At 30.7% G+C, this 25,357-nt stretch carries 19 protein-coding genes and 4 pseudogenes; 22 read left to right on the top strand and 1 reads right to left on the bottom strand.

Going from position 1 to position 25,357, the window contains the following annotated elements; genetic code table 11:
* Positions 1–12 precede the first annotated feature (12 nt).
* The 7 genes and pseudogenes from FP433_RS06865 to FP433_RS06835 all read left to right on the top strand — a co-directional run bounded on the left by FP433_RS06865 (position 13) and on the right by FP433_RS06835 (position 9,049).
* Positions 13–261 (top strand): hypothetical protein, encoded by a 249-nt coding sequence (locus FP433_RS06865; protein WP_265486644.1) that lies wholly within the window; start codon positions 13–15, stop codon positions 259–261.
* 323 nt (positions 262–584) lie between these two features.
* On the top strand, positions 585–878 hold the full coding sequence (locus tag FP433_RS06860) for a hypothetical protein (protein ID WP_265486643.1): 294 nt from the start codon (positions 585–587) through the stop codon (positions 876–878).
* A 236-nt stretch (positions 879–1,114) separates the two neighbouring features.
* Complete coding sequence (locus tag FP433_RS06855; protein ID WP_265486642.1) at positions 1,115–2,521, top strand: AbiH family protein; 1,407 nt, start codon at positions 1,115–1,117, stop codon at positions 2,519–2,521.
* A gap of 204 nt (positions 2,522–2,725) precedes the next feature.
* Positions 2,726–2,989 carry a hypothetical protein gene (locus tag FP433_RS06850; protein WP_265486641.1) on the top strand — a complete coding sequence of 88 codons (264 nt, stop codon included), beginning with the start codon at positions 2,726–2,728 and terminating at the stop codon, positions 2,987–2,989.
* A 316-nt stretch (positions 2,990–3,305) separates the two neighbouring features.
* Positions 3,306–6,245: an SIR2 family protein gene (locus tag FP433_RS06845; protein WP_265486640.1), complete on the top strand. Its 2,940-nt coding sequence runs from the start codon at positions 3,306–3,308 to the stop codon at positions 6,243–6,245.
* 480 nt (positions 6,246–6,725) lie between these two features.
* A pseudogene (locus FP433_RS06840) lies at positions 6,726–7,856 on the top strand (IS256 family transposase).
* 284 nt (positions 7,857–8,140) lie between these two features.
* On the top strand, positions 8,141–9,049 hold the full coding sequence (locus FP433_RS06835) for a hypothetical protein (protein ID WP_265486639.1): 909 nt from the start codon (positions 8,141–8,143) through the stop codon (positions 9,047–9,049).
* Positions 9,050–9,333: 284 nt separating this feature from the next.
* Here the strand turns inward: FP433_RS06835 and FP433_RS06830 are convergent.
* Positions 9,334–10,465 (bottom strand): annotated as a pseudogene (locus FP433_RS06830) (IS256 family transposase).
* A gap of 414 nt (positions 10,466–10,879) precedes the next feature.
* On the opposite strand from FP433_RS06830, the gene FP433_RS06825 reads away from it, so the two are divergent.
* The 15 genes and pseudogenes from FP433_RS06825 to FP433_RS06755 all read left to right on the top strand — a co-directional run bounded on the left by FP433_RS06825 (position 10,880) and on the right by FP433_RS06755 (position 25,340).
* Positions 10,880–12,361 (top strand): DUF4041 domain-containing protein, encoded by a 1,482-nt coding sequence (locus FP433_RS06825; RefSeq protein WP_265486638.1) that lies wholly within the window; start codon positions 10,880–10,882, stop codon positions 12,359–12,361.
* A gap of 262 nt (positions 12,362–12,623) precedes the next feature.
* Positions 12,624–13,754: a hypothetical protein gene (locus tag FP433_RS06820; protein WP_265486637.1), complete on the top strand. Its 1,131-nt coding sequence runs from the start codon at positions 12,624–12,626 to the stop codon at positions 13,752–13,754.
* Between the two features lie 496 nt (positions 13,755–14,250).
* Positions 14,251–15,573, top strand: a complete 1,323-nt coding sequence (locus FP433_RS06815; protein ID WP_265486636.1) for an ATP-binding protein — start codon at positions 14,251–14,253, stop codon at positions 15,571–15,573.
* Between the two features lie 93 nt (positions 15,574–15,666).
* A complete protein-coding gene (locus tag FP433_RS06810) occupies positions 15,667–16,842 on the top strand; it encodes a MerR family transcriptional regulator (protein WP_265486635.1) in 1,176 nt (391 codons plus the stop codon).
* A 78-nt stretch (positions 16,843–16,920) separates the two neighbouring features.
* On the top strand, positions 16,921–17,964 hold the full coding sequence (gene rfbB / locus FP433_RS06805; RefSeq protein WP_265486634.1) for a dTDP-glucose 4,6-dehydratase: 1,044 nt from the start codon (positions 16,921–16,923) through the stop codon (positions 17,962–17,964).
* On the top strand, positions 17,964–18,848 hold the full coding sequence (gene rfbA, locus FP433_RS06800; protein WP_265486633.1) for a glucose-1-phosphate thymidylyltransferase RfbA: 885 nt from the start codon (positions 17,964–17,966) through the stop codon (positions 18,846–18,848). Before rfbB ends, rfbA begins: the two co-directional genes overlap by 1 nt.
* 24 nt (positions 18,849–18,872) lie before the next feature.
* Positions 18,873–19,481: a dTDP-4-dehydrorhamnose 3,5-epimerase gene (rfbC, locus tag FP433_RS06795; protein WP_265483923.1), complete on the top strand. Its 609-nt coding sequence runs from the start codon at positions 18,873–18,875 to the stop codon at positions 19,479–19,481.
* Positions 19,482–19,497: 16 nt separating this feature from the next.
* A complete protein-coding gene (gene rfbD, locus FP433_RS06790) occupies positions 19,498–20,484 on the top strand; it encodes a dTDP-4-dehydrorhamnose reductase (protein WP_265483924.1) in 987 nt (328 codons plus the stop codon).
* 247 nt (positions 20,485–20,731) lie between these two features.
* A complete protein-coding gene (locus FP433_RS06785; protein ID WP_265483926.1) occupies positions 20,732–20,962 on the top strand; it encodes a DUF6290 family protein in 231 nt (76 codons plus the stop codon).
* Between the two features lie 401 nt (positions 20,963–21,363).
* Positions 21,364–21,444: pseudogene (locus FP433_RS06780) on the top strand (MerR family DNA-binding transcriptional regulator); the annotation flags it as partial.
* Between the two features lie 12 nt (positions 21,445–21,456).
* Positions 21,457–21,594 (top strand): annotated as a pseudogene (locus FP433_RS06775) (dTDP-4-dehydrorhamnose reductase); the annotation flags it as partial.
* Between the two features lie 227 nt (positions 21,595–21,821).
* Complete coding sequence (locus tag FP433_RS06770; protein ID WP_265483928.1) at positions 21,822–22,091, top strand: type II toxin-antitoxin system Phd/YefM family antitoxin; 270 nt, start codon at positions 21,822–21,824, stop codon at positions 22,089–22,091.
* Entirely contained in the window at positions 22,091–22,345 is a 255-nt protein-coding gene (locus tag FP433_RS06765) for a Txe/YoeB family addiction module toxin (protein ID WP_416202972.1), read from the top strand. Before FP433_RS06770 ends, FP433_RS06765 begins: the two co-directional genes overlap by 1 nt.
* A gap of 256 nt (positions 22,346–22,601) precedes the next feature.
* Positions 22,602–23,903: an Lreu_0056 family protein gene (locus tag FP433_RS06760; RefSeq protein WP_322555910.1), complete on the top strand. Its 1,302-nt coding sequence runs from the start codon at positions 22,602–22,604 to the stop codon at positions 23,901–23,903.
* Between the two features lie 372 nt (positions 23,904–24,275).
* Positions 24,276–25,340: a LysM peptidoglycan-binding domain-containing protein gene (locus tag FP433_RS06755; protein WP_265483929.1), complete on the top strand. Its 1,065-nt coding sequence runs from the start codon at positions 24,276–24,278 to the stop codon at positions 25,338–25,340.
* Positions 25,341–25,357 lie beyond the last annotated feature (17 nt).

Below are 25,357 nucleotides of genomic sequence, written 5' to 3'. Positions count from 1 at the left end.
TTTCTTAATTGATTGGGAATATGCTGGAATGCAATATATGCAGGATATGATCAAAATGCGTTTGATCATTTAATTGATCTTTATTATAAAAATAATTGTGATGAAGTTATTCGTTACAAGATTTATGCATATGCCGCAGTTGGTAGATTACTCTGGAATAATTGGTGTGAATATAAGGAGTCATTAGGTTTAGATTATGGCGAATATTTATTATCACAATATCGTTATGCAAAAGAATATAGTAAATTATTTGAAGAATAAGAATGCCTAAAGAAGAAAATGCAATTATTATGGCGGTAGGCTTAAGGACAATGAAATTATTGATATTTCTGTAATTACAGGTTATTTAGCAAAAAAATTGAATTTTTAACAGATAAATATTCGGGGTTAAAGTTAAAACTCATATTATCAAAAATACAATAATATTTCTTGATTATATGTTTATATGCGGCACGCAATGAATTAAAAATACGATTATTCTTGATGGCGATTAGTTGATCAATAATCTTAACGTGCTAAATCCAGAATTTGTTAAATCTGGATACGATGGTTCTTGAACCAAAGGTTGGCAGGACGAATGGATCATGCATGTAGATGATCATGATAATGATGTTATTTCGTGTGATCGTGATGGTAGTCAAGATTATGGCGTTTCCAAATGGGCTCAAGCTGATAGCTCAAAATTGGCTAAATTAGTTGAGCAAGAATTTGAAGCTAAGAATTATGATATTTATTGGGAAGATGTTGCAATCTTTAAGTATCCCGATCAATTTAATTTAACTGTTCATAAGGTTAAGCCTAACGATATTGTAGAAATTGCTGGTCTGGATGGCAGACTATTTGTAAATAGAAAGCAAAAAGTACTGTTTAGTAACTAAAACGGTACTTTTTCAATACACTAGGTTATATGACACTTACATTTAAAGTTCTTTTTCCTTAGATAAAATGTTTGGAAATAATGGTGGATGGAAGTAAATGGGAAGTAAATGTCATAGTATAATTATGATACAGTAGATGTATTAGATTTCTTTTTTGCGGATATCGGACATCTAAAGAATATTAAATAGTTTTGTGGAGTATAAGAATAAAAGGAAAGATGGAGAAATAAAAGATAATGCAGAAGAATGATTTAAAGAGCGTTGAAAATAAAAGAGAACTATTAGTAATTGGAAATGGATTTGATCTTGAATGTGGTTTAAAAACTCAATATGAGGATTTTTTCTTTGAAAAATATGGAATTAATTTGATTGCTGAGATTGATAGTGAAAAAAATAGCGAGTTAGAATTCGAGCATTATCAAAAGTTAGCCAATCAAAAGTTTATTAAAGAATTTTCAAAGGCAATTAACGAGCAGTTAGATATTAATAGATTGATAAAAGAAAATAAAGATGCATATGGATATTTAGTAAATTATTTTTCTCAAAGATTCAAATCAATCTTACACACTATAGACCCCGATAACCTTAACAATAATTTAAGAGATAAACGAAATAAAAAATTAAAGACAAAATTTACAAATTGGGATATAGTCTTTATCAGTTCATACATTTTAATGAAGAAGGGTAATGAATTTAAATGGATTGATATTGAAAAAGCAATTTTTGAAGTTATAACTACAGTTTTGCTAGAAAAAAAAGATGTTTTTTCAGAGGAAGATTTTCTAAATAAATATTCAAAAGATAAGTTTATAGGCATAGTCAAATATTGTTTCAGAGAGAAAAAAGATATTTCGACTAGTATGTTGGATAGTTTAGTTAAATTTGAAAAGTCCTTTGCTGATTATATTGGAGATCAATTAAATGAAAAATGGGATAAATATTTACCAGCTGCGAGTAAATTATTAGAAATATTGACACGAGCATCTCAGAAACAAAAAGTGAAACTAGATGTAATTAATTTTAATTATTCTCTTGATGAAAATTTAATTGACTATATGAAAAGAAAAAATTATCTTCCTAATATTGAAATTCATAGTTGGACTAATATACATGGTATTGCATTATGGAATAATGCAAAAACAAGAGCCAATATAAATAAAATACATGGTAAAAAACAAGGAAAAATGGCCGCACCGATCTTTGGAATAGATGGACATGATATTTTGACTTCTAAGATAAATAGGGATTTAAATTTAGATGATCCAAGAATTATTTTTACAAAATCATTTAGATTAATTGATAATAAAATTAACTTAATGAGGGATAGAGAACATCAAATTCAAAGTAAAATGGATAAAATTATATTTTTTGGCCATTCACTTGGTCATGCTGACTATTCCTATTTTGAAAGCCTATTTGATATATGTGATATTTTTAATAGTAATGTTGAGTTGGAATTCTATTATCATCACCATGAGCAAAGCTTAGAAAATAGAATTGCAGAAAGGTTAGTACTAAAAAGAATAGTTAATTTATTAACATCATATGGGGAGACGGTACCTGAACAACATGGTGAAAATATTGTTAATAGATTAGTTTTAGAGCAAAGATTAAATTTATTACCCAGTCCAGACATAAAATAATTATTAAGCAACTAATCATAAATAAAATAAAAGATTTTTTAATTTAATTATCCATAAAAAGGAGACTATCAATAGGGTGTGTACATAGATCTTTCTCGTAAATTGATTTTTTAATTTAAGCTGAAATGCCCAACTTCATTTTACAATCGGCGAAATTTAAATTTAGATGATTAAAGGAGTATTTTTACTAAATCATTTAAATTAATGGATAAGCATGGTAATAGTATTAGAAATAATATATTTCAGGATAAAGTAAATGTAATTACATTTATTGGTCATTCTCTTAATCAAGCCGATTATTCTTATTTTGAATCAAGATTTGATCAATATGATATTTTTCATAGTAATGTGAAAGTAGAATTTTATTACTATCCAGGAAATATTACTTTAAAACATTCAGAGTTTGAAAGAAAAGCAATAAGTAAGCAAGAAGAGAGAAAAATGATGAAGAACATATTTAAACTTTAAGCTTCTTATGGATCTACTCTTAAAAATGAACATGGAGAGAATATTGTAAATAAATTAATGTTAGAGCAAAAATTAAGTGTAATATCTAACCCGAAAATAAGATAATTGGAATTATTAAAATTTATAGTCATAATTATTGAGAATTGAAGGGCAAATAGAAACAGTAGAATGTTTTTATTGTTTTTTGTTAATAGAAAAAAGCTAAAAATTTAATTGTTTATTTTAGTAGAAAAGAGTTACAGAATAATAAAATTACTATATATTAACTATATAAAGATTAATGGAAAATTTAGAATAGAACCAAGTTGGAGTAAAAATGGATATTAATCAAACTATTCGTCGCTCATATGAAGAGTCAAAAAGGATCATTCAAGAAGCACAAAAGAATAATCAATTAGTTTTATTTATTGGAGCTGGTGCTTCTATTGATTCAGGGATGCCATCGTGGAGGAATGCCCTGGATAAAATAAAGAAGAGATTAGGATATGAAGAAAAAGAGGAGAGGTCAATACCCGACAATCCACTTAAAATTCCACAATATTATTTCAATCAACGGGGGAAAAATGAGTACAAAAGACTGATGAGTGAAATTTTTAAATATGGTGAAACGCTTCCAACAACTAGTCTTCATCAAAGGTTAATGAAATTTAATACCTCAACTATTATTACTACAAACTATGATCATTTAATTGAACAGGCTGCTGAAGAAAATGGTGAGGCTATGCAGGTGATTAGTTCTGATACTGATTTGGCCTATAAAAACTTAGGCAAAGAACTAATTAAAATGCATGGAGATTTTGAACATGATAATTTTGTTCTTAAGGATGATGATTATTTAAACTATTCTTCTAATTTTAAGCTAATAGAAAATTATATTAAATCTATTATAGGAACAAAGGTAGTTTTATTTATTGGATATTCTTTTAATGATCCTGATATTAAACAAGTATTTAAATGGTCAAGAGAAATTTTAAAAGATGATATAAGAAGATCATATTTGATTAATATTGATAATGAATACGATAGAGAATTAGAAGATGATTATCAAAACTTTGGTATTAATGTAATTTTCGCTAAATCATGGATTAAAAATAAAGGTAAAGAGGATGTTTCCCCATCTACACTAATAAATCAAACTTTAGATAAAATCTTAGATGAAAAAGGTTCAGCACTCGATTTAGTATATGAAAATTTAAAAGGGTTTGAAGATTTTAACTATATTTCTGGTAAATATATTAATCTGGCTTTTTCACAAGTAGGGATTATTCTTAACGAAAATAATTTATTAGAAGCTAAAAATTACGAAAGTAAAGGAAAAGCACAGAATATTTTTAACATATTAACTACTGAGGAGACAGAAGAAACAAAAAAAATAAAGGAAACTCTTAGGAAAAGTAGAGTGGAAGGATATACGAATTCTAAAGGGGAGGAAGAAAGTTTTTATAAAAAAGAAGAGCGTGCTGATAGAGAGGAAGGTAAAACGATTGAATGGAGTAAGGCAGTTCGAAATTTTGATTTTAAAAAACTAAGATCTATTAGAGATGAAAATAATATATCTCTAAGTGAAAATAATCCTAAAAAATATCTACTTCAAGCAGCGATTTCTTATTATTTAAGAGACTATGTAATATGTTACGAGTATTTGCAGCAGGCCAGTAAATACTTATATAAACAACATAATTATCCCTTTTATTTAATTGCAGAAATAAATCGAAAATGGGTGGGACAGTTTATTTTAGATAATTATTTAGGTTCTAGTCAGATTCGTTCGAAAATAGAAGAGGAAATTTCAAGTATTAATTTTACTCGGACGTTAAATAGTTTTCCCGATTTGGGAAATAATAATGATTTTCTAACAGAGCTAACAAATTTTAAGTTTAGTTATGGCTTACTCCAAGATGTCTATGATAAAGGACCAAAAATAAAAAATGAAAGCAATAATGTATATTTTGGGTACACTATCCCTAATTATCGACTATTAAGAAATGATGTGGACGATTTTTTTAATTATGAATTAGAAAATTATCTTTTACTTGATAATCTCGTAGAAAATATAAATGTTTATAAAATGTATATAAGAAATATGCTTATATCTGCAGAAGCTTCAGATAAAAAGGATACTTTATTTGCCGGTCATCTTAAAGGACAAAATTTACATTTAAAAAATTTTGATGAATTTGAATTGTATATTATTTTAAGCTTTTTTGGTAGTCATGAAGAAGTTGACAAACTTTTTTATGATACTGTAAGTTTAGTAAAGATTAGTGATAGCGGTTTAGAGTATCTTAAAACTATAATTAAAAATTTTAGCAAAAGTGACGCAATCGATAATAATACATATATCGAGAATATATATTGGAAGCTAATTGCTTTATGTGGACATATTCAATTGAATACTGATGTTGTAATGGAACTTTTAAAATCTTTTGCGTCAAAAATAAGCTCTTATAATATGGCCTTTTATCTTGATTACATGATAAATGTTATAAATAATGCTTTAAGACAAAATCTAATCGTAGATGAACAACGAGAGGCTTTAGATAATTTATTAGAAACTGTGCTTAAAAAAGTTTTATCACAGAATAGTGATGAATCATATATTTATATTCGTTTAGTAAATGTAATTACAGTATGTTTAAAGAAGCTGAAATTTACTTTTGGCAATGTAGAAAAAATAAACCAATTTAAAAAGAAAGATTATTATTTAATTCTTACCATTATTTATCCGTTATGTAAAAATTTAACTAAAGCTGGTCTTAAAAATTATTTTAAGAAAAGATTATTAAATAAAACAAAAATTCAGAATTATCCAGATTACTCTGAATTCTATTCAATAGTTGTAGGGAATGAAATTCTCGAGCCAAGTGGAGAATTAGAACAGGTGATAATTGATTATTTAAAATTACAGGATAAAAAAGCAGATGAAGTTACACAAATGCCCAACTACATAGAAAATATTCTTAGTAATTTTTCTAGATTGTATCTTGTTAACAAGGTTGTTAATAAAAAAGAAATAAAGAAAGTAATCAACACATATGGTACGGTAGAACAGAAATGGACTACTGAATTAGAAGAATTTAATTATGATGATTTTAAAATTGATTGGTTACTACATTATAATAAGGCTCTATTAGAAATTGTATCTGCAAAAACAGAGATAAGGTTAAAAATTAGAGAGAAGTTTAAAAAAGAATATAAAAAAGGTAATATAACTAGGAATTTATTAAATATTTATTTTGATTATTTTGCTGATTAATTTCTTTGCTTGACAACTATAGTGTGATGTTTTATTGATTGTTATGCAATCACGAAGAGGGACATACGTGAGTAAGTCTCTTTTTTTGTTTATCAAGAGGAGAATATTGATAAACCATTTAAAACAGTAAAGGAACAGATAGAAATATTAAAATCAAGAAATTTATTACTTCATGATGAAGAAGCTACATCTAAAAGTTTGCATAGATATGGATATTATGAAATTACAAATTATGTTAAAAATATATTTGCAGTTGATCAGAATTTAAGATTTGCCGTTGTAGAAGTTAATAAGATTTTTAAGAAAAATTGACTTAAGTTAGTGTTAAATTTAGCCCAAGTGCCTAGTGTCACGAGACCGTAAAATATTATGTGTAAGGATGAATAATTCCTTAATTTATTTTTAATTATATTAAAAAGGAGCTTTACTCCTGTATGATTGATTTGAACGAAAAACATACAGAAGAGATGAAGCTCCTTCATGAATAATTTTACCAAAAAGATGGTTGATGCTCTATTTAACCCAGAAAAAATCAACGATATATTTCGTTCTGAGATCGAACAAATAATTAATGATCTACTTGAATCTGAGTTGACAGCTTTTCTTGGATATGACTCTTACGATAGAAACGGTTGGAACACAGGTATTCTAGAAATGGTGCTTATTATCGCAAGATTGATACTCAATTAGTTCAATTTGAGATTAAAGTTCCTCGTGATAGAAAAGGTGAGTTTATTCAGCACACTCTATCTGTTTATAAACACCACACTGATGCCTTAGAACAAACAATTATTAAACTCTATTCTAAGGGCGTAACTACTAGAGAAATAGCTGACTTAATTGAAAAAATGTATGGTAGTTACTATAGTCCTACAACAGTATCTAATATCTCTAAACAAATGCTTCCTAAGATGCAAGCCTACCATCCAAGTAAGCTGACTAATAAGTTCTTTTGCGTGTATTTAGATGCCACATATATTTCTTTAAAAAGAGTTACCTATGCAAAAGAAGCTATTTATATCGCTATTGGCATTAAACCTACAGAAAGTGTTGAGATCTGGTCTGAAATGCTTAATGACTTTAAGAATCGTGGCTTAGAGCAAGTAGAAGTATTTCTTTCAGACGAAGTTGTAGGTATGAAAGAGGCTTTAGCTAAAACATATCCTAAAGCTCATTTCCAACGTTGCTTAGTGCATGGGATGCGCAATATCTATACCAAAGTAAGAGTAGCTGATCGCACAAAAACTATAGAAGAATTCAAACAAGTACATCAACAGAAAGATAAAGAGTCTGCAATTAAAGTGCTTCATCAATTTTACCAAAATTGGGCACCAGTCTATAGGAACATGAAGTGTCTTAAAGAATTTGAAGAGGATCTTTTAACCTTTTACAACTATCCTAAACAGATTAGAAGATCAATTTAGTCAAATAAGATGATTGAATCCTTCAACAATGTGCTTAAACATAAAGTAAAACCTAAAGCAGAATTTCCAAGCGAAGAATCCTGAGATATCTTTATTGGAGTTCAAGCAACACAATGCTCGCTTTTATAACGGAGCACATAAAGGTTTTAAACAAGTTGAAGATACATTAGAATCGTACTTTGATTAAAATTTAAATTAAAAATTAATCTACAAGAAAAAAACTATTTACACAAAATCTTTGACAGTCTCCATTGTCTAACTGGATAACAATTAATAGTCAAAAATAATACCTTTTTAGCTATTTCTTATATTACAATTATTGTCATACTTACTCATCTTTTTTTGAATAAATAAAAATATACTTAAGTAGCTTTAAAAAATTCCAATTATAGAATAATTTAAGTTTTTGAGAAAAATAGGTTTATAATTAATCTTATTGCATTGTATAAATACTTTTGGAGGAAAACTAATATGAAATTAATCAAGAAAATACTAGCCTTATGTTTAGTTTTAGTTTTAGTCTTTACTTTAGTTGGATGTAGTACGAATTCTTCAAGTTCTAAATCATCACAATCAAGCTCTGAGTCTAGCTCTACTAGTTCCGCATCTAGTTCTTCTGAGGCATCTGATGAAGACGTAAGAGAAGCTGTGAAGCAAACAAAGTATGACCCCCATATTTTTTTGTTGGAAGTAGGTACATCAGTTAGTACCCCTAAAATCACTGAAAACGGCAAAGAACTTAAAAATAGTGAAGAAGAGAGAAATTTGCAGAATAAATTGGAAAATTTTCCATTTAAGTTAGGTTATGCGGATACAGATTCTGACAGCAAAAAATCATACAGGGATTTATGCGCAATTGTTGCCTTAAATAAGGTCGTGTTTATGCCACTGTCATATACTGATAGAGGAAAGGAAAACATAAAATCTGTGTACGCTTCTAAAGCAAAATTTTTAAAGGCTTATAAAAAGCAAAAAGAAACCTATGGTACGTCAACCTATACTTATAAGTCTGGTTCCCATCCAGAGTATAACTTTACAGAGTTTAAAAATATACCTTTTTATGTGGCAAATACTTATGCTATTCCAAGTGAGCACAAGCAAATTATCAAACTCACCAGGGTTGGAAAAGCTAAGGTGCAAGCAATGTACAATAAATGGCCAGAGTTAACTGATGACGATAATGACCCTTATATCAAAAAGTTTAGTAAGGATAAAGATTTGATATTAACAGGTAAAGATTTTACCTTCACTAATGGTGTAAGTAGCAAAAATTTCAAAATCAAATATACGTTTAGTTATGAGCTAACCAATAATATTAATGGACTAGAAAAAGAAATAAATGAAATGATTGAGAATGACAGCGACAGATTTGATGATTAGAAGAGATAAAAATCTCTTCTTTTTTGTAGTATGTATAATTTCATCAGCTTGCTGCTATATACTTGAGTTATCAAAGTGAATAATTAGCCTGAACTTGCTTAAGTTTGTATTGAAGCGTGAAAATGATTTTCTTCATTATAAAGAATAAAGAAAGGTTTTGAGCAAAATTTCATGTCTACGGAGTCTTTTTTTCTTAAAGTAGCGAATGTTAAAAGTAATGTTGAGACTGTCAAATATTTTGTGTAAATAACTTTTCTCTGGTTGATTGATTTTTAATCTAAATTTTAATCAAAGTATGATTCTAATGTATCTTCAACTTCTTTAAAACCCTTATGTGCTCTGCGATAAAAACATGTATCATATTCTGTTGCTTGAATGCCATAAAGGTATCTAAAGATTCTTCTGTTGGGAATTCTGCTTTCGGCTTTATTTTGCGCTTAAGCACATTATTGAAGGATTCAATCATATTAGTTGAGTAAATTGAGCCTCTAATTTGTTTAGGGTAGTTGTAAAAGGTTAAAAGATCCTCTTCAATTTCTTTAAGACTCTTAACCATGTTCTTTTCCCAATTTGGTAGAATTGATGAAGCATATTAACTGCAGATTCTTTATCTTTCTGTTGATGTATTTGTTTGAATTTTTCCATGGTTTTTGTGCGATCAGCTACTCTTACTTTGGCACAGATATTGCGCATCACACATGCACTAAGCAACGTTGGAAATGAGCTTTAGGAATATGTTGTAGCTAAAGCCTCTTTCATACCTACAACTCTGTTTGAAAGAAATAGTTCAACTTGCTTTAAGCCACGATTCTTAAAGTCATTAAGCATTTCAGACCAGATTTCAACATTTTCTGTAGGTTCAATGCCAATAGCGATATAAACAGCTTCTTTTGCATAGGTAACTCATTTTAAAGAAATATATGTGTCATTTAAATACACGCAAAAGAACTTATTAGTTAGCTTACGTTGATGGTAGGCTTGAATCTTAGGAAGCATTTGTCTGGAGATATTAGATACTGCTGTAGGACTATAGTAACTACCATACATTTTTTCAATTAAGTCAGCTATTTCTCTAGTAGTTACGCCTTTAGAATAGAGTTTAATAATTGTTTGTTCTAAGGCATCAGTGTGGTGTCTATAAACAGGTAGAGTGTGTTGAATAAACTCACCTTTTCTATCACGAGGAACTTTAATCTCAAGTTGACCTAATTGAGTATCAATCTTGCGATAATAAGCACCATTTCTAGAATTACCACTATTCCAACCAGTTCTGTCATAAGGATCATAAGCTAAGAAGGCGGTTAATTCAGCTTCAAGAAAATCATTAATAATCTGTTCAAGTTCTGAGCGGAATAAATCATTAATTTTTTCAGGATTAAATAGAGCAGAAGCCACCTTTTTGGTAAAATTATTCATGAAGAAGTTTCCTCTTTTCTGTATGTGTTTTTGTTCAAATCAATCATACAGGAGGAAAGCTTCTTTTTTAATATAATTAGGAATTAAATTAAGGATTTATTCATCCTTACACATAATATTTTACGGTCTCGAGGAACAAGGTGTAGATTAATTAATCTGCGTTTCTTTTGCTTAATGTTGTATTCTATCTCTTATAATTTATAAATTTTCTGTATAATATTAATTAGACTACACCTTCACGAGGACAAAATTTTCTGTTAGTGGAGGTTTTTTTATGTAAAGAATAGTTATTGTTTAATGAAATAGTGCAACAAGCATAGGTACTGAAGAAATTTTATGAAACATTATTATTTAAACTTTACTAGTCCAAATACTGACGACTAAAAAAGCTGAAATAAATTTGTGGAGGAAGTAATGTTAGATTTTATAATATTTTTGGTAATTATCTTTTTTATGTGGAGAGCACTAAGAAAGAGAAAAATTAATCTCAAAGAGGTTGAGAGTCAAAAGAAAGAGTTAGAAAATACAAAAAGTGAATTAAAAAAGTCAATAGAAAAATTAAAAGAAAAAAATAACACTTTAGAAGAAAGTAATAATAAATTAAACAAAGAAAACTCTTCCATACAAGAAAAGAATAAAGTTTTGGAAAAACAAGCAAATACAAAACTTACGTTGCAACAAATGACTCCATTAGAATTACAAACGGAAATTTCTAAAAAGCAGTCAGAATTATCTCACTTAAATGATACTATTTCTGAAAGAGATAATACATTTAAGGAATTAGATAAAAAGATTACTACTTTAAGAAGTCAGATAATAGATACTAGTGATCAATTGAGTTATGAAGAAAATGGACTTTATACTCCAAAATATAATTTTGCAAATTCTAGTACATTTAAAGGACGACTTTCTGAGGTTAGAGATGAACAAAAATCGATGATTAAAGATGGATCTGCTGTCAAGATTATTAAAACTTTAACTTTAAATTATTCCGAATCTGAAGGAAAAAAAGCACAAAAGAAGAATATAAAACAATTATTAAGATCTTTCAATAGTGATTGTGAAGCAGCTATTTCTAAAGTTACAAAGTCTAATTATGATAGAATAGCTAAACGTATTAGTAGTTCATTTGATAATTTGAATAAACTTAATGATGCAAATGGAATAAGAATTAGTACAGAATATCTTGATAGTAAGTTAGATGAAGCGAGAATTGCACTTGAATATGCTCTAAAAAAAGAAGAAGAAAAAGAAATACTTCGTGAGCAAAAACAAAGAGAAAATGAAGAACGTCAGTTTAGAAAGCAGCTAGAAGCTGAAAAACGTAAATATGAAAAAGATGCTACTCACTTTGAACAGGTAAAAGAATTAGTAGAAGATAAAATTCAAAAGTCTACAAGTGATGTAGAAGTCGAATCTCTAAAAAAAGAATTAGCAAATCTTCAAGACAAGCTTAATGCTATTAATGAAAAGAAAGCTAAATTAACTAATAGAGCTGATAATCCTACTGCAGGTTATGTCTATATTATTTCAAACATTGGATCATTTGGAGAACGTGTCTTCAAAATCGGTGTAACTAGGCGCTTAGATCCAATGGACAGAATAAATGAATTAGGAAGTGCATCTGTACCTTTTAAATTCGATGTCCATGCTCTTATTTTTAGTGAAGATGCTTATAAATTAGAAACAGAATTACATAATTATTTCGATAGTAAGCGAATTAATAAAGTTAATAAGCGAAAAGAATTCTTTAAATTAGATATTGATGAAATAAAAAATATCCTGAACAAACATAAAGAACTTACTTTTGATTTTCATGAGACGCCAGAGGCTCCAGAATATAGAGAGTCTCTACTTCTTGAAAAGCAATCTGCCACTACTAAAATTAAAAATTAAGTAAAATTAAAAGTTTGGTAGAGAGAAAAATAGTGTACTAACATGTAGTTAGAGGCGTATGCATCAATAAATCAGAATATTACTGAAAAATCCCAGATTTTAACTAACAAAACTTTAATTGGGTTGTTTTAGGGAGAGATAAGTAATAGTTAGCAATAAAGTTCTTTTCAGATTGAGATTTTGATAGATTAACATTGCAATTAACAACTATTTATCTTTAAATATTAAAGGTATAATTTTATAATTTTTTGGAGGAATATAAATGAAAAGAAGAAGTCTATTAATGGGAATCGGGTTATTGACTTTAACCGGCTTGATGAATTCTACTACTCAAGTGAAAGCTGATAGCTTACTAGAAGGCATGAATTCTAACAATACTATTTCCATCACGAAAAAAGTATTTGTTTACAATCACAAGGAAAGTGCTAAAGTAAACGCTAAGCGCAAGGCCTTAATTGAGGCGCAAAATGAGCTATCTGAGCTTCAAGGTAATATCAAGGGTAATGAAATCGTTACTGGTGGAGTAGCCGGCTTTTTTAAGGAAATTGCCGAAAATTCTAGCATGAGTCAAAATCAAAAAGATGATGCTACTACTGCGTATGCAATCGTAAAAGGTGCCCTTGATGCCCCAAGTTGGTACAATAAAGATGTTCATTTAGGTCGGGCGAATGATTCGACAAGTGTGAAGAATCTTTACGCAACTTTGCCGTATTATGATCAATATAATAAGATTCGTCAAAAAAACAATTTGAATGTTCCAAAGATTTCCTTGGCTGATGTTGCTGTCGCCATGATGGATGCTGATTACAGTACTCATATCATAGATCATGCTCGTCATTATAGGGCTAATGAAAATTTGGCTTGGGGAGGTTTATCTGATCCAAATGCTCTTTGGATGAGTGAGGAAGAAATTTGGAATGATGCGGTGAAGACGAAGCCATCCTTGGCCCAATATCAGAATGATGGTGTGGGGTTATATCAGGCTGATCCTGCTCTTTATGAACGAGTAGGCCATTATCTTAACTTAACTAATCCTTCTACTAGTAGCTATGGCTATGCTTTAAATACAGAAATTCATGATACTGAAGCTTGGGACTCAGATTACGGTGATCCAGCTTTTACAGTTGATGAGTTCAAGAAGCTAGTCACTGATTACTACAATAAGATGGAAAAACCTGATCAAGTAAAAGTGGCAAAGACCAAGGTTAATACGGCCAAGAAGGAATTAGCGGCAGCTCAAAAAGCAGATAAAAAACAAAAAACAGTCAAAAAATCTAAGAAGAAAGTTAAAAATAAAAAATTAGTCAAGAAAGCTAAGAAAAAGAACAATAAGAAGGCTAAGAAGCATGTGAAGAAGGCGCGTAAGGAAAAGAATGTACGTCGTAAGAAATAAGTTTTGAAGCTACGCTATTGTTGGTTTGACAAGCAGAGGCTATGCACTTAAAATAAAGTTAGTAGTTTTATTGATTGCTAGGCGATCACAAAAGGGACATACGTGAGTATGGCCTTTTTTTGTTTATCAAGAAGAGAATATTGATAAACCATTTAAAAGAGTAAAGGAACAAATAGAAATATTAAAATTAAGAAATTTATTACTTCATGATAAAGAAGCTATAGCTAAAAGTTTGCATAGATATTGTGAAATTACAAATTGGGTTAAAGATATATTTGCAGTTGATCAGAATTTAAGATTTGCCATTGTAGAAGTTAATAAGATTTTTAAGAAAAATTGACTTAAGTTAGTGTTAAATTTAGCCCAAGTGCCTAGTCTTGCATTAATAGAAAATATATTATAATCACATAGTATAAAAGTATAATCATCTATTTAGTATAAAAATAAAAGATAGGCCTATATGATCAATTTCAAATTTTAAAATTGAGGAAAAATAATGAAAAATGAAGATAATTTTGTTGAATATAAAAGAGAATTAACTAATAAATTAAAAAGAGAAATAGTTGCTTTTTTGAATACAAAAGGCGGAAAAATATATTTAGGTGTAGATGATGAAACTTTGGAGCCTTTAGATATAACTAAAGAACAAAAACATGAGTGGGAAGAGACATTAAATCATTGGTATACAAATGCCTTTTATCCTACGCCTTTTAGTTTATTGGATATACAGGTTAACAATGATCCATTTTTATTGAAGGTAAAAGAAGGGCGTCATAAGCCATATTCAATCGAAAAAAATGGTTTAGATTCTTCGGGAGTTTATCTTAGGGTAGGGAGTTCTTCAGTAAGAGCTACTAATGAGCAAGTTAAAAGAATGATTCAACAGAATGTAGAAACTGGAGAATTTGACGCAGAAAAAGCTTCTAATCAAGAACTGAGTTTCAATACATTAAAGAAACGTCTAGAAGAAACTAATATGGAATTTAGTGTAGGCTCCTTACGAATGGTTGATAATTTTCATTTTTATAATAATGCTGCGTATTTAGTTAGTGATCAAAATATGATTGAAACAAAAGTTGCTATTTATCAGGGAAGTGATGTTTCTGAATTTAAAGATAAACGAGCATTCAGTGGATCTATTATAAGTCAGATAAATGATTTACTTTATTATATTTCTTTGAACAATCAAACTAAAGTTCAGATTACCGGATCTGCTGAAAGAAAGGAAATTCAAAATTTCCCAGAAATTGCTATACGTGAAGCGATAGTTAATGCATTTGCCCATAGAGATTATTTATTGCATTCATTTATAAAAATTGAAATATTTGATGATAGATTAGAAATTTTATCCCCTGGAGGTATACCTGATGGTTTAACTTTAGAAGAAATTAAAGACGGTATGACTGCAGTAAGAAACCCTCAATTAGTTCATATTTTAGATAAAATTAAATATATAGAAAATTTTGGAACGGGTATCCGAAGAATGTACGAAGTTTATAAAGGTGCTAATTTGGAGCCACGTTTTGAGGTAAGAGAGAATTCATTTAAGGTTATTTTACCTAATGTTAACTGGAAAAGAGAGGTGCAAGACAAAGCGTTAGATACTAAGAAAGATAATCAAAGTTTAGAGAATTTAAGTATAAGTGAAGAATCAATACTTTTGATTTTAGAGAAAAATGGTAGACAATCTCGCAAAGAGATTCAAAAAATTTTAAATACTACGCCTTATCGGGTAAGGAAATTATTACAAATTCTAATTAATAAAGGAAAAGTAAGGAAGATAGGTGTCTCTGTAAATACTCAGTACCAGAAAGCCTAGTTATATTTTTAACGCTTTTTAACGCTTTTTAACGCTTTTTAACGCTTTTTAACGCTTTTTAACGCTTTTTAACGCTTTTTAGTGAGAAAAACAATGCCAACATACTACACAAGTGGCGAATTTGCCGAAAAAGCACACGTGTCAATTCGTACTATTCGCTATTATGATCAAAAAAATTTATTAAAACCGTCTGCCTACACAAGTGGCGGTGCACGGCGCTATACTGACCGTGATTTTGCTAAGTTACAGCAAATTCTCCTTTTAAAGTACCTTGGTTTTTCTTTAAGCGATATTCGTGAGATGACAATTGGTTCTGGGGATGAACAACTATTATTAGACTCGTTACAAATTCAAAAGAAGTTAATCCAAGAGAGACTTAAGCAGATGGAAAATGTTTCCCAAGCAATAGAGTCAACTACTGAGGCACTTAAAGAAAATCAAAAAGTGGATTGGAGTAAAATGTTAGATCTAATGCAGCTAACTGCTCAAACGCAATCTTTAAGTACTCAATACCAAAATGCAACAAATATTGCTGCTCGAATTCGTTTGCATCGTGATTATTCAACTAATCAAGCGGGCTGGTTTCCTTGGCTGTTTCAGCACTTAGACTTAAAGCCAGGAATGAAAGTATTGGAAATTGGAGCTGGTAATGGTGCACTTTGGTCACAAAATATTACTCAACTTCCCCAAGGATTAACAATTATTTTGTCAGATATTTCCGAGGGAATATTAGCAGATGCAAAACGTGAAATTGGAGAACAGTCGCAATTCCAATACGGTGTTTTCAATGCAGAAAAAATTCCTTTTGTTGATAATACTTTTGATATTGTAATTGCCAATCATATGTTGTTTTATTGTAATGACATTGATCAAGCCCTAAAAGAAGTACAGCGCATTTTAAAACCAGGTGGATTAATATACTGTAGTACTTATTCGCAACAGCACATGCATGAAATTACAGACTTAGTGCAAAGTTTCGACAGCAACATTGTCCTTTCTTCGACCAATTTGTATGATCGTTTTGGTTTGAAGAACGGTGGAGAAATTTTAGAAAAATATTTTAATAATGTAAAGCTCTATAAATACGAAGATTCAATTGAACTATCGACTGCAGCTCCCATTATTTCTTATATTCTTTCTTGCCATGGGAATCAAAATTCAATTCTATTAGATCATTATCAAGAGTTTAAGCAATTTGTGGAAAATAAAGTTAAAGATGGTTTTCATATCACTAAAGATGTTGGTTTTTTTGTAGGAAAGAAAAAATAATTTTAATTTACCCTTGAAAGTTACGTTACGTAATGTTTTATAATAACAATGACATAAGATTTTAGATCGGAGATTAAGATGAAAGTTATTGTTACTGGTGGAGCTGGATTTATTGGCTCAAACTTTATTTTTTACATGTTGAAAGAGCATCCTGATTACGAAATCATCTGTGTTGATAGCCTTACTTACGCAGGTAATTTATCGACCTTAAAAGATGTAATGGATAATCCTAACTTTAAATTTGTAAAGTTAGATATTCGTGACCGCGAAGGTGTTTACAAGTTATTTGAAGAAGAAAAGCCAGACATTGTAGTTAACTTTGCTGCTGAAAGTCACGTAGATCGTTCAATTGAAAATCCTGAAGTATTCTTAGATACTAACATCATTGGTACTTCTGTTTTAATGGATGCATCCCGCAAGTATGGTGTCAAACGTTACCATCAAGTTTCAACTGATGAAGTTTATGGTGATTTACCACTGGATCGCCCAGATCTTTTCTTCCACGAAGATACACCCCTCCATACTTCAAGTCCTTATTCATCAAGTAAGGCTAGTGCTGACTTATTAGTAGGTGCTTATGGTAGAACTTATGGCTTACCAGTAACAATTTCACGTTGTTCAAACAACTATGGACCATATCAATTCCCTGAAAAGTTAATTCCATTGATGATTCAACGAGCACTTGCTGATGAAAAATTACCAGTTTATGGTGAGGGCCAAAATGTCCGTGATTGGTTATACGTTGAAGACCACTGTAAGGCAATCGATTTGATCTTACAAAATGGTAAACCTGGTGAAGTTTACAACATTGGTGGTCACAATGAGATGCATAACATTGATATTGTTAAATTGATTTGTGATTACTTAGATAAACCTTATTCATTAATTGAACACGTTACTGACCGTAAGGGTCACGACCAACGTTATGCTATCGATCCAACAAAGATTCATAATGATTTAGGATGGCTCCCAGAAACTATGTTTAAAGATGGTATCAAGAAGACTATTCAATGGTACTTAGATAACAAAGACTGGTGGGAAAACATTATCTCTGGTGATTACCAAAATTACTACGATGAAATGTACGGTAAAAAAGAAGTATTAGATAAGAAGGACAAATAATGAAGGGAATTATTTTAGCAGGTGGTTCAGGTACTCGTTTGTATCCATTGACTTTAGTAACTAGCAAGCAATTATTGCCTGTCTACGATAAGCCAATGATTTATTACCCACTATCAACTTTGATGTTAGCTGGCATTAAGGATATTTTGGTAATCTCAACCCCAGCAGACACTCCCAGATTTAAAGAATTACTTGGTGATGGTTCACAATTTGGGATTAATTTGTCTTATAAGGTGCAACCTTCTCCAGATGGTTTAGCGCAAGCTTTTACTTTGGGTGAAGATTTCATTAACGGTGAGCCTTGTGCGATGGTATTAGGGGATAATATTTTCTACGGCAATGGCTTTACTAATTTATTAAAAAATGCTGCTAACGATGCTCAAAATGGTAAGGCAACTGTTTTTGGTTACTATGTTAAAGATCCTGAACGCTTTGGTGTAGTTGATTTTGATGAAAATGGCAAAGCTGTTTCTATTGAAGAAAAACCAGCTAGTCCGAAAAGTAATTACGCTGTAACTGGACTTTACTTCTATCCAGCAGGAGTTAGTGAGCGAGCAGCTCAAGTTAAGCCAAGTGCTCGTGGAGAAGTTGAAATTACTAGTTTAAATGAAATGTATCTTGATGATGACAACTTAGGAGTTCAACTTTTAGGCCGTGGGTATGCTTGGCTTGATACAGGAACTATGCAAAGCTTGGTAGATGCTTCTAATTTTGTAAAAATGATCGAAGAAAGAGAAAGTGTTTCTGTATCTGCACCTGAAGAAATCGCCTTTATTCATGGTTGGATTGATAAGGAGCAATTAAAATCAGCAGCTAAGAAATATGGAAAAAGTCCTTATGGACAACATTTAAAATCAGTTGCTGAAGGTAAGTTGCGTTACTAGAGTTTGAGAGAAAGAAGAAGTAAAATGGGACAAATTAAAGTAGAAAAAAACGTTGGTGGAATTGAAGGCTTAGCAGTTATCACTCCAACTGTTCATGGTGATGACCGCGGTTACTTTATGGAAACTTTTAATCAACGTGATATGATGGATGCTGGTTTTAGCATTAACTTTGTTCAAGATAACCAATCAAGTTCAACTAAAGGTGTCTTGCGTGGACTTCACTTTCAGAAGCACTATCCACAAATTAAACTAGTTCGTGCGGTTCGTGGTAGTGTGTTTGATGTTGCAGTTGATCTTAGAACTGGTTCAAAGACTTATGGTAAATGGTATGGGGTAGAACTTACTGAAGAAAATAAGAAACAATTTTTAATTCCCCAAGGTTTTGCTCATGGTTATCTTGTTTTAAGTGATAAAGCAGAATTTGCCTACAAAGTTAATGATTTTTGGCATCCAAATGATGAAGGTGGTCTTGTTTGGAATGATCCTGAAATTGGAATCGAATGGCCACATGTTGTCGGAGAATATCCAGGTAGTGGAGCTTCTGAAGATTACAGTTTAGAAGATGGAACTAAGCTTAATATTGTTGAACGCGATCAAAATTGGAAGGGCTTGAAAGATACTTTCAAGTTTTAATTAGTGAGGTAAATCGATGAAAGTTTTTGTAACTGGAGTTAATGGTCAACTAGGCCATGACGTTATGAATGAACTTGCTAAGCGTGGGTATGAAGGTATTGGTTCTGATATTGCACCTGAATACGCTGGTGTTGCTGATGGAAGCTACGTTACTACTGCGCCTTATGTGAGTTTGGATATTACTAATGCAGAAGCAGTTAATCAAGTAATTAATGAAGCAAAGCCAGATGTAATTATTCACTGTGCTGCTTGGACAGCAGTTGATATGGCTGAAGATGATGACAAGGTTGAAGCAGTTCGCAATGTTAATGTTAATGGAACGCAAAATATTGCAAATGTTGCTAAACAATTAGATGTCCCAATGGTCTATCTTTCAACTGATTATGTTTTTGATGGTCAAGGAACTACTCCTTGGAAACCAGATTTCAAAGATTTTAAGCCAATGAATGTCTATGGTGAAACAAAACTTGGCGGTGAAGAAGCAGTTGCTAATACTTTGGATAAATATTTCATTGTCCGTATTGCCTGGGTGTTTGGTGTTAACGGATCGAATTTTATCAAGACGATGCTCAAAGTTGGCGCTACTCACGATGAAGTAAAAGTAGTTGATGATCAAATTGGTACACCAACTTATACTTTTGACTTGGCACGCTTACTCGTTGATATGATTGAAACTGATAAGTACGGTTACTATCATGCAACTAACGCCGAATTACCAGAAACTGTAAGTGGTCATGATGAAAATGGTACTAAGACTGGCTATATTTCTTGGTATGATTTCACGCGTGAAATTTATCGTCAAGCCAGATATGACACTAAGGTAACACCTGTAACGACTGAAGAATATGGTTTATCTAAAGCAGTGCGTCCATTCAACTCTCGTTTGGATAAGAGTAAGCTTGAAGAAAATGACTTTAAGCCACTTCCAACTTGGAGTGATGCGATTAGTCGTTACATTGAAATTTTGAAAAAACAAGGCTTCTTTGATGAATTAGGGAAGTAATAAGAATAATTAAAGTCCCAAGCAGGATTAACTGCTTGAGATTTTTTAAATAAGGAAACTCTTTTTGAATAGAAGTAGAAATCAAATTAAGGATTTCTTCGTCCTTACGCATAATATTTTACGCTTTCTGTCTGTCCCTATCTTCAGAAAAGCGATAATTATGTTAAATATATTTTAAGAAACAATCTATAGCGTTCAGAATGCAAATGTGTTCTAGTGTAATAATTATAGAAAGGGGACAAGATTTATGACAACAAAAATGAAATCAACAACAATTAGATTTGATGAAGATGTGTTGAAAATGGTACATAAACAGGCAAAACTTGATGGTAAAAATTCAACTGAGTTCATGAGGGATGCCATTCTTGAAAAATTAGCAGATACTTTAGACTATAATGAAGCTATCATTAATCTCAGAGCATCTGATGGAGAAACGGTGTCTAGAGAAGAAGTGCTTAAGGATCTAGGATTAAATTAATGACAAAATATACATGGGAGTTTGATAAAAAAGCCCTAAAAGATTTTAAAAGAAATTAGATAAACAGATTTAAAAGGGACTTATTATTTGGTTAGATACGCACATTTTAGGTAGTGAGAATCCTCCGTTATGGGGAAAGCTTTAGAAGGTAATTTTGTTACTCTTTGGAGATATAGAGTTGGGAGTTACCGAATAATTGCTCAAATCAAAGATAATGTTTTTAAAGTTGTTGTGGTTAAAGCTGGCAAAAGAAATGATATTTATAAAAATAAGTGATGTAAAAATACAGAGTTAAAATTAAAAATTTCTCGGTAAAGGAAAAGTTAGAACGATTGGTAATTCAGTAGTACCCAATGTGAAAAATGCTAATCAACTTTTAACGCTTTTTAGTGAGAATAAGCATACCAACATACTACACCATTGGTGAATTTGCGAAAAAGGCACATGGTTCAGTTCGTACAATTCGCTATTATGATCAAAAAATTTATTAAAATCGTCTGCTTAATTCAAGATTGGATAAGAGCAAGCTTGAAGAAAATGACTTTAAACCACTTCCAACTTGGAGTGATGCCGTTAGTCGTTATATTGAAATTTTGAAAAAACAGGGCTTCTTTGATGAATTAGGGAAGTAATAAGGATAATTAAAGTCCCAAGCATGTTTGAGTGCTTGGGACTTTTTAAATAGAAGTAGAAATTAAATTAAGAATTTCTTGGTCCTTACGCATAATATTTTCTGCTTTCAAATAATTATAAGATAGGGTATAAAGAGTGGATTAGTGATAAGACTAAAGTAATATGTTGGTAATTACCACAATACTATTGTACAATTAATAGTACAATTAATAGGGAGGTATTTAAAATGGATGCTGTAAATTATAGTAATTTTAGAGAACATTTGAAAGACTACTTTAAGCAGGTAAATGATAGAAGTGAACCATTAATTGTAACGAATAAAAACCCTGAAGATAATGTAGTTATTCTTAGTAAAAATGAATACGATGCGATAGTTGAGACGATGGAAATTCAAGCAAATAGCTATCTAATGGAAAAAATTGCTACAGGTCGTCGTGAAGTTGAGTCAGGTAAACTCCAAAATCACGATTTAATAGATTTTGAGGATAAGGAATAATGCTCAGTTGGACAAGTAAGGGATGGGAAGACTATCTTTATTGGCAAACTCGAGGAGAGAAACGTCAGATAAAAAGAATTAATAATTTAATTAAAGACGTTATGCGTAATCCATTTGAAGGTATTGGCAAGCCTGAGGCCTTAAAAGATAATTTAACGGGATATTGGTCTAGAAGAATTGATGCAAAAAATAGACTCATTTATTCTTATGAAAATAAACAAGTAATAATATTTTCTTGTAAGGATCATTACTAGATGCAAGATAGGGGATATAAAAGTTCAAAGCATGTATGATTGCTTGGAACGTTTTAGTTTGACAATTATACTAAATAATTTGTATAATTTATCTAACAGATCAAGTTTAGAGGCAGTGGGAGTAGGTTCTAAACTAAACGAAGTCTTGGTATATTTTTATATCAAGGCTTTTGTTTTTGGGAGTTATTATGAAAAATACAAAACCGTTTAAAGCTTATGAAGAACAAATAGAGATTTTAAAAGTAGAGGACTTAATATTGATTCTACTGAAAATGCTATATACGCATTACAAAGTATTGGGTATTATTCATTAATAAATGGATATAAGCATTTATTTTTAGCTAGGGATTCAAATGGTGTAATTCTTAATCCAGAGCAATATAGCCTTGATACGAATTTTGATGAAATATTGGCGCTATATAATTTGGATAAAGAACTAAGATCTATTTTGTATGATGCACTTCTTTCCTATGAAACTAATTTAGGAGCTGAACTTTTATATCGATTTTCTGAAAATTTTCCAGAAAATTATTCATATTTAGAAATGAATAATTATAGTGATAATAAGACTAAGGCCCCACAAATTTTAAAAACAATTAGCTCTCTATCTAATACTTTGAATATTAAGGCATCTGATAAACATGGTGATAATGCTATTAAACATTATGTTAATAGACATGGTCATGTTCCATTATGGGTTTTGGTAAACTTTCTAACTTTTGGTGATTTAAATTATTTTTATAGTAATTGTAAAGATAGTATAAAAATAAAAATTGCTAAAGATTTTACTAATAAGAGAAAACGTGAGTACTCTTTAACGCGGACTAATTCAATAACTCCAAATGTTATTGAGAATATTAATCAAATTGTAAATCAATTTAGAAATGCAGTTGCGCATAATGAAATTACATATTCAAAGTATTTATATAGATCTCCAAGTATAAGAAGCATTAGCAATATCTTAGAGGAAAGAAATTTAACTTTTAAAGATCAGGTAGGTGTATTTGAACTAATAATTTGTTTAAAACTAGTACAAAGTAAGCAAGTATTTGTTACGATGGTTAGAAAAATAGTTGAATTATTAGATAATTATCAGGTAAAATTCCATCCGGTAAGATTTGAAGGAATTTTACAAGATATGCATTTTCCACAAAATTATAGAGAAATTCTTCAAAGATATAATAATCAAAATAATATTTCATCTAAAACAATCGGAGTATTAGTAGCGCTTTGGAAATCACCTGATTGGTTTAAAGCTGGTGTAAAAGGCGGAACGATGTATTATGGAGATAACTGGAAATATGGGGATGAAAAAACAAAGGGATATAATTTTATTACAGCAAATGGTGATCCAACAAGTTATATTTATTATAAGATAAATGGTGATAACGTTACTGTAAAATATGTTGATCCCCAAGAAGGAGAAACAGTTGCTGAAGCTTCCATAACCAGTAAAGGTGTATCGTTAAATGGTCTTATTAGTGATTATTACACTACGAAGGATCAACAAAACGAAGTGGATACATATGTTTCAGAATTAAAACCTTACAAAGAATAGGTGGCCGTTGTATCTAAAATCGGCTTTAATTAAAATAAATTATATTGCGGTAAAATATAGTACAATTAAGCAGAACAAAGGCCTAATAAAATTTCAATAAAAAGAGAAGCACTATCTTGGCAAAGGTAGTGTTTTTGCATTAACTGCATCCAGTTAATGATGTTTGTGAGAGTTATTTTTATTATTCTGCTTATAATCGGCAAACCATTCGTCAAATGATTTGCTAACAATGTAAATAAAGACAGAACGTAAAAATTAAGAAAAATAAAACCATTAACTAGCAAAAAATTCAATATCTAGGCCGTGTATTGAATTGAAAAGAAGTAAGGTGTATATTTAATAACGGTATAACTAACTTAAGAGGAGAAGTTTATGAAAATTAATAAAAAGCAGTTTAGTGCAGGGTTAATGACAATGATTATTGCAAGTGCAACTTTTGCAACTACCGCAATGGCAAACACTACTAATAACAATAATCTTGGGACTCCTGAGCAGCAAGCTGATATTACTAATTGGATTGCTAATACCCCTGCTCAAGTTTCAAATAACATGGCAATGCAACACATCGATCCCAATAATCTTAATGGGGTTCGCTATGTGATTCAATGGGGTGACACTTTATCTAGTATTTCTGCAGCAACTGGTATTTCTGTTGCTAAGCTTTGCTACGATAATCACATTGAAAATGCTAATCTTATTTACGCAGGAAATATCTTAATTTTGAATAAAGATGGTTATGTTCCAGATGATTATCACCCACATGTTGATCCATATATCGTAGCGCAAACTAAAGTAACAATTAATAACGGTCCGACTTTTGTAAATATTGAAGTACAACCAGGTGCTATTAAACAGTACTACAACGATTCTGATAACTCTAAGAACACTACTAATATTTACAAAGCTGGTGATGATACTTCTAGTCAAGCCGCTTCAAATAAGAGTAGTGATAGTTCAAATTCTGATAATTCTTCATCGGATTCAAATACTTCTTCATCAGATTCAGTCTCAGCTTCAGATGTTGTTGATGGCTTGAAGAAGGCTAATAACAATGACAAGCTTTCATTTACTGAAGGTAGTGATGGAACTGAATTAAGCATCAGCTCTGATGATATTGCTAAGGCTGTTAAAGATGACGACTATAGCGCACTTCTTGACAAAATTACCAGTGCTTTAGACAGCGATAAAGATGATGAAGATGTAACGATCTCTATTGATGGTGATGGCGACGATCTTCATGTTTATGCAAGCTACTCAAAGAGGGATGATGACAAACAAAGTAGTGATGACTCTAGCGAAGACAGCCAAAGTAGCGATAAAGACGACGAAGATAAAGATAGTCAAAGCAGCGATGACGACAGTCAAAGTGATGATGACGATAACAGTAAAGCTGACACAAACGATGAAGATACTGACACAACTACTGATGATGAATAATAGGGGCTAAATTCACA

Source organism: Lactobacillus sp. PV012, from assembly GCF_014522325.1.
Lineage (GTDB): Bacteria > Bacillota > Bacilli > Lactobacillales > Lactobacillaceae > Lactobacillus.
The sequence above is the reverse complement of the archived record's forward strand: the minus strand, read 5'-3'. Positions and strand labels throughout refer to the sequence as shown.

Coding starts and splice junctions, on each gene's coding strand:
- FP433_RS06770 (WP_265483928.1), top strand. CDS start 21,822: ATGGATGCTGTAAATTATAGTAATTTTAGAGAACATTTGAAAGACTAC.
- rfbA (WP_265486633.1), top strand. CDS start 17,964: ATGAAGGGAATTATTTTAGCAGGTGGTTCAGGTACTCGTTTGTATCCA.
- FP433_RS06755 (WP_265483929.1), top strand. CDS start 24,276: ATGAAAATTAATAAAAAGCAGTTTAGTGCAGGGTTAATGACAATGATT.
- rfbD (WP_265483924.1), top strand. CDS start 19,498: ATGAAAGTTTTTGTAACTGGAGTTAATGGTCAACTAGGCCATGACGTT.
- FP433_RS06825 (WP_265486638.1), top strand. CDS start 10,880: ATGTTAGATTTTATAATATTTTTGGTAATTATCTTTTTTATGTGGAGA.
- rfbC (WP_265483923.1), top strand. CDS start 18,873: ATGGGACAAATTAAAGTAGAAAAAAACGTTGGTGGAATTGAAGGCTTA.
- FP433_RS06850 (WP_265486641.1), top strand. CDS start 2,726: ATGGATAAGCATGGTAATAGTATTAGAAATAATATATTTCAGGATAAA.
- FP433_RS06765 (WP_416202972.1), top strand. CDS start 22,091: ATGCTCAGTTGGACAAGTAAGGGATGGGAAGACTATCTTTATTGGCAA.
- FP433_RS06845 (WP_265486640.1), top strand. CDS start 3,306: ATGGATATTAATCAAACTATTCGTCGCTCATATGAAGAGTCAAAAAGG.
- FP433_RS06820 (WP_265486637.1), top strand. CDS start 12,624: ATGAAAAGAAGAAGTCTATTAATGGGAATCGGGTTATTGACTTTAACC.
- FP433_RS06815 (WP_265486636.1), top strand. CDS start 14,251: ATGAAAAATGAAGATAATTTTGTTGAATATAAAAGAGAATTAACTAAT.
- FP433_RS06835 (WP_265486639.1), top strand. CDS start 8,141: ATGAAATTAATCAAGAAAATACTAGCCTTATGTTTAGTTTTAGTTTTA.
- FP433_RS06785 (WP_265483926.1), top strand. CDS start 20,732: ATGACAACAAAAATGAAATCAACAACAATTAGATTTGATGAAGATGTG.
- rfbB (WP_265486634.1), top strand. CDS start 16,921: ATGAAAGTTATTGTTACTGGTGGAGCTGGATTTATTGGCTCAAACTTT.
- FP433_RS06810 (WP_265486635.1), top strand. CDS start 15,667: ATGCCAACATACTACACAAGTGGCGAATTTGCCGAAAAAGCACACGTG.
- FP433_RS06855 (WP_265486642.1), top strand. CDS start 1,115: ATGCAGAAGAATGATTTAAAGAGCGTTGAAAATAAAAGAGAACTATTA.
- FP433_RS06860 (WP_265486643.1), top strand. CDS start 585: ATGCATGTAGATGATCATGATAATGATGTTATTTCGTGTGATCGTGAT.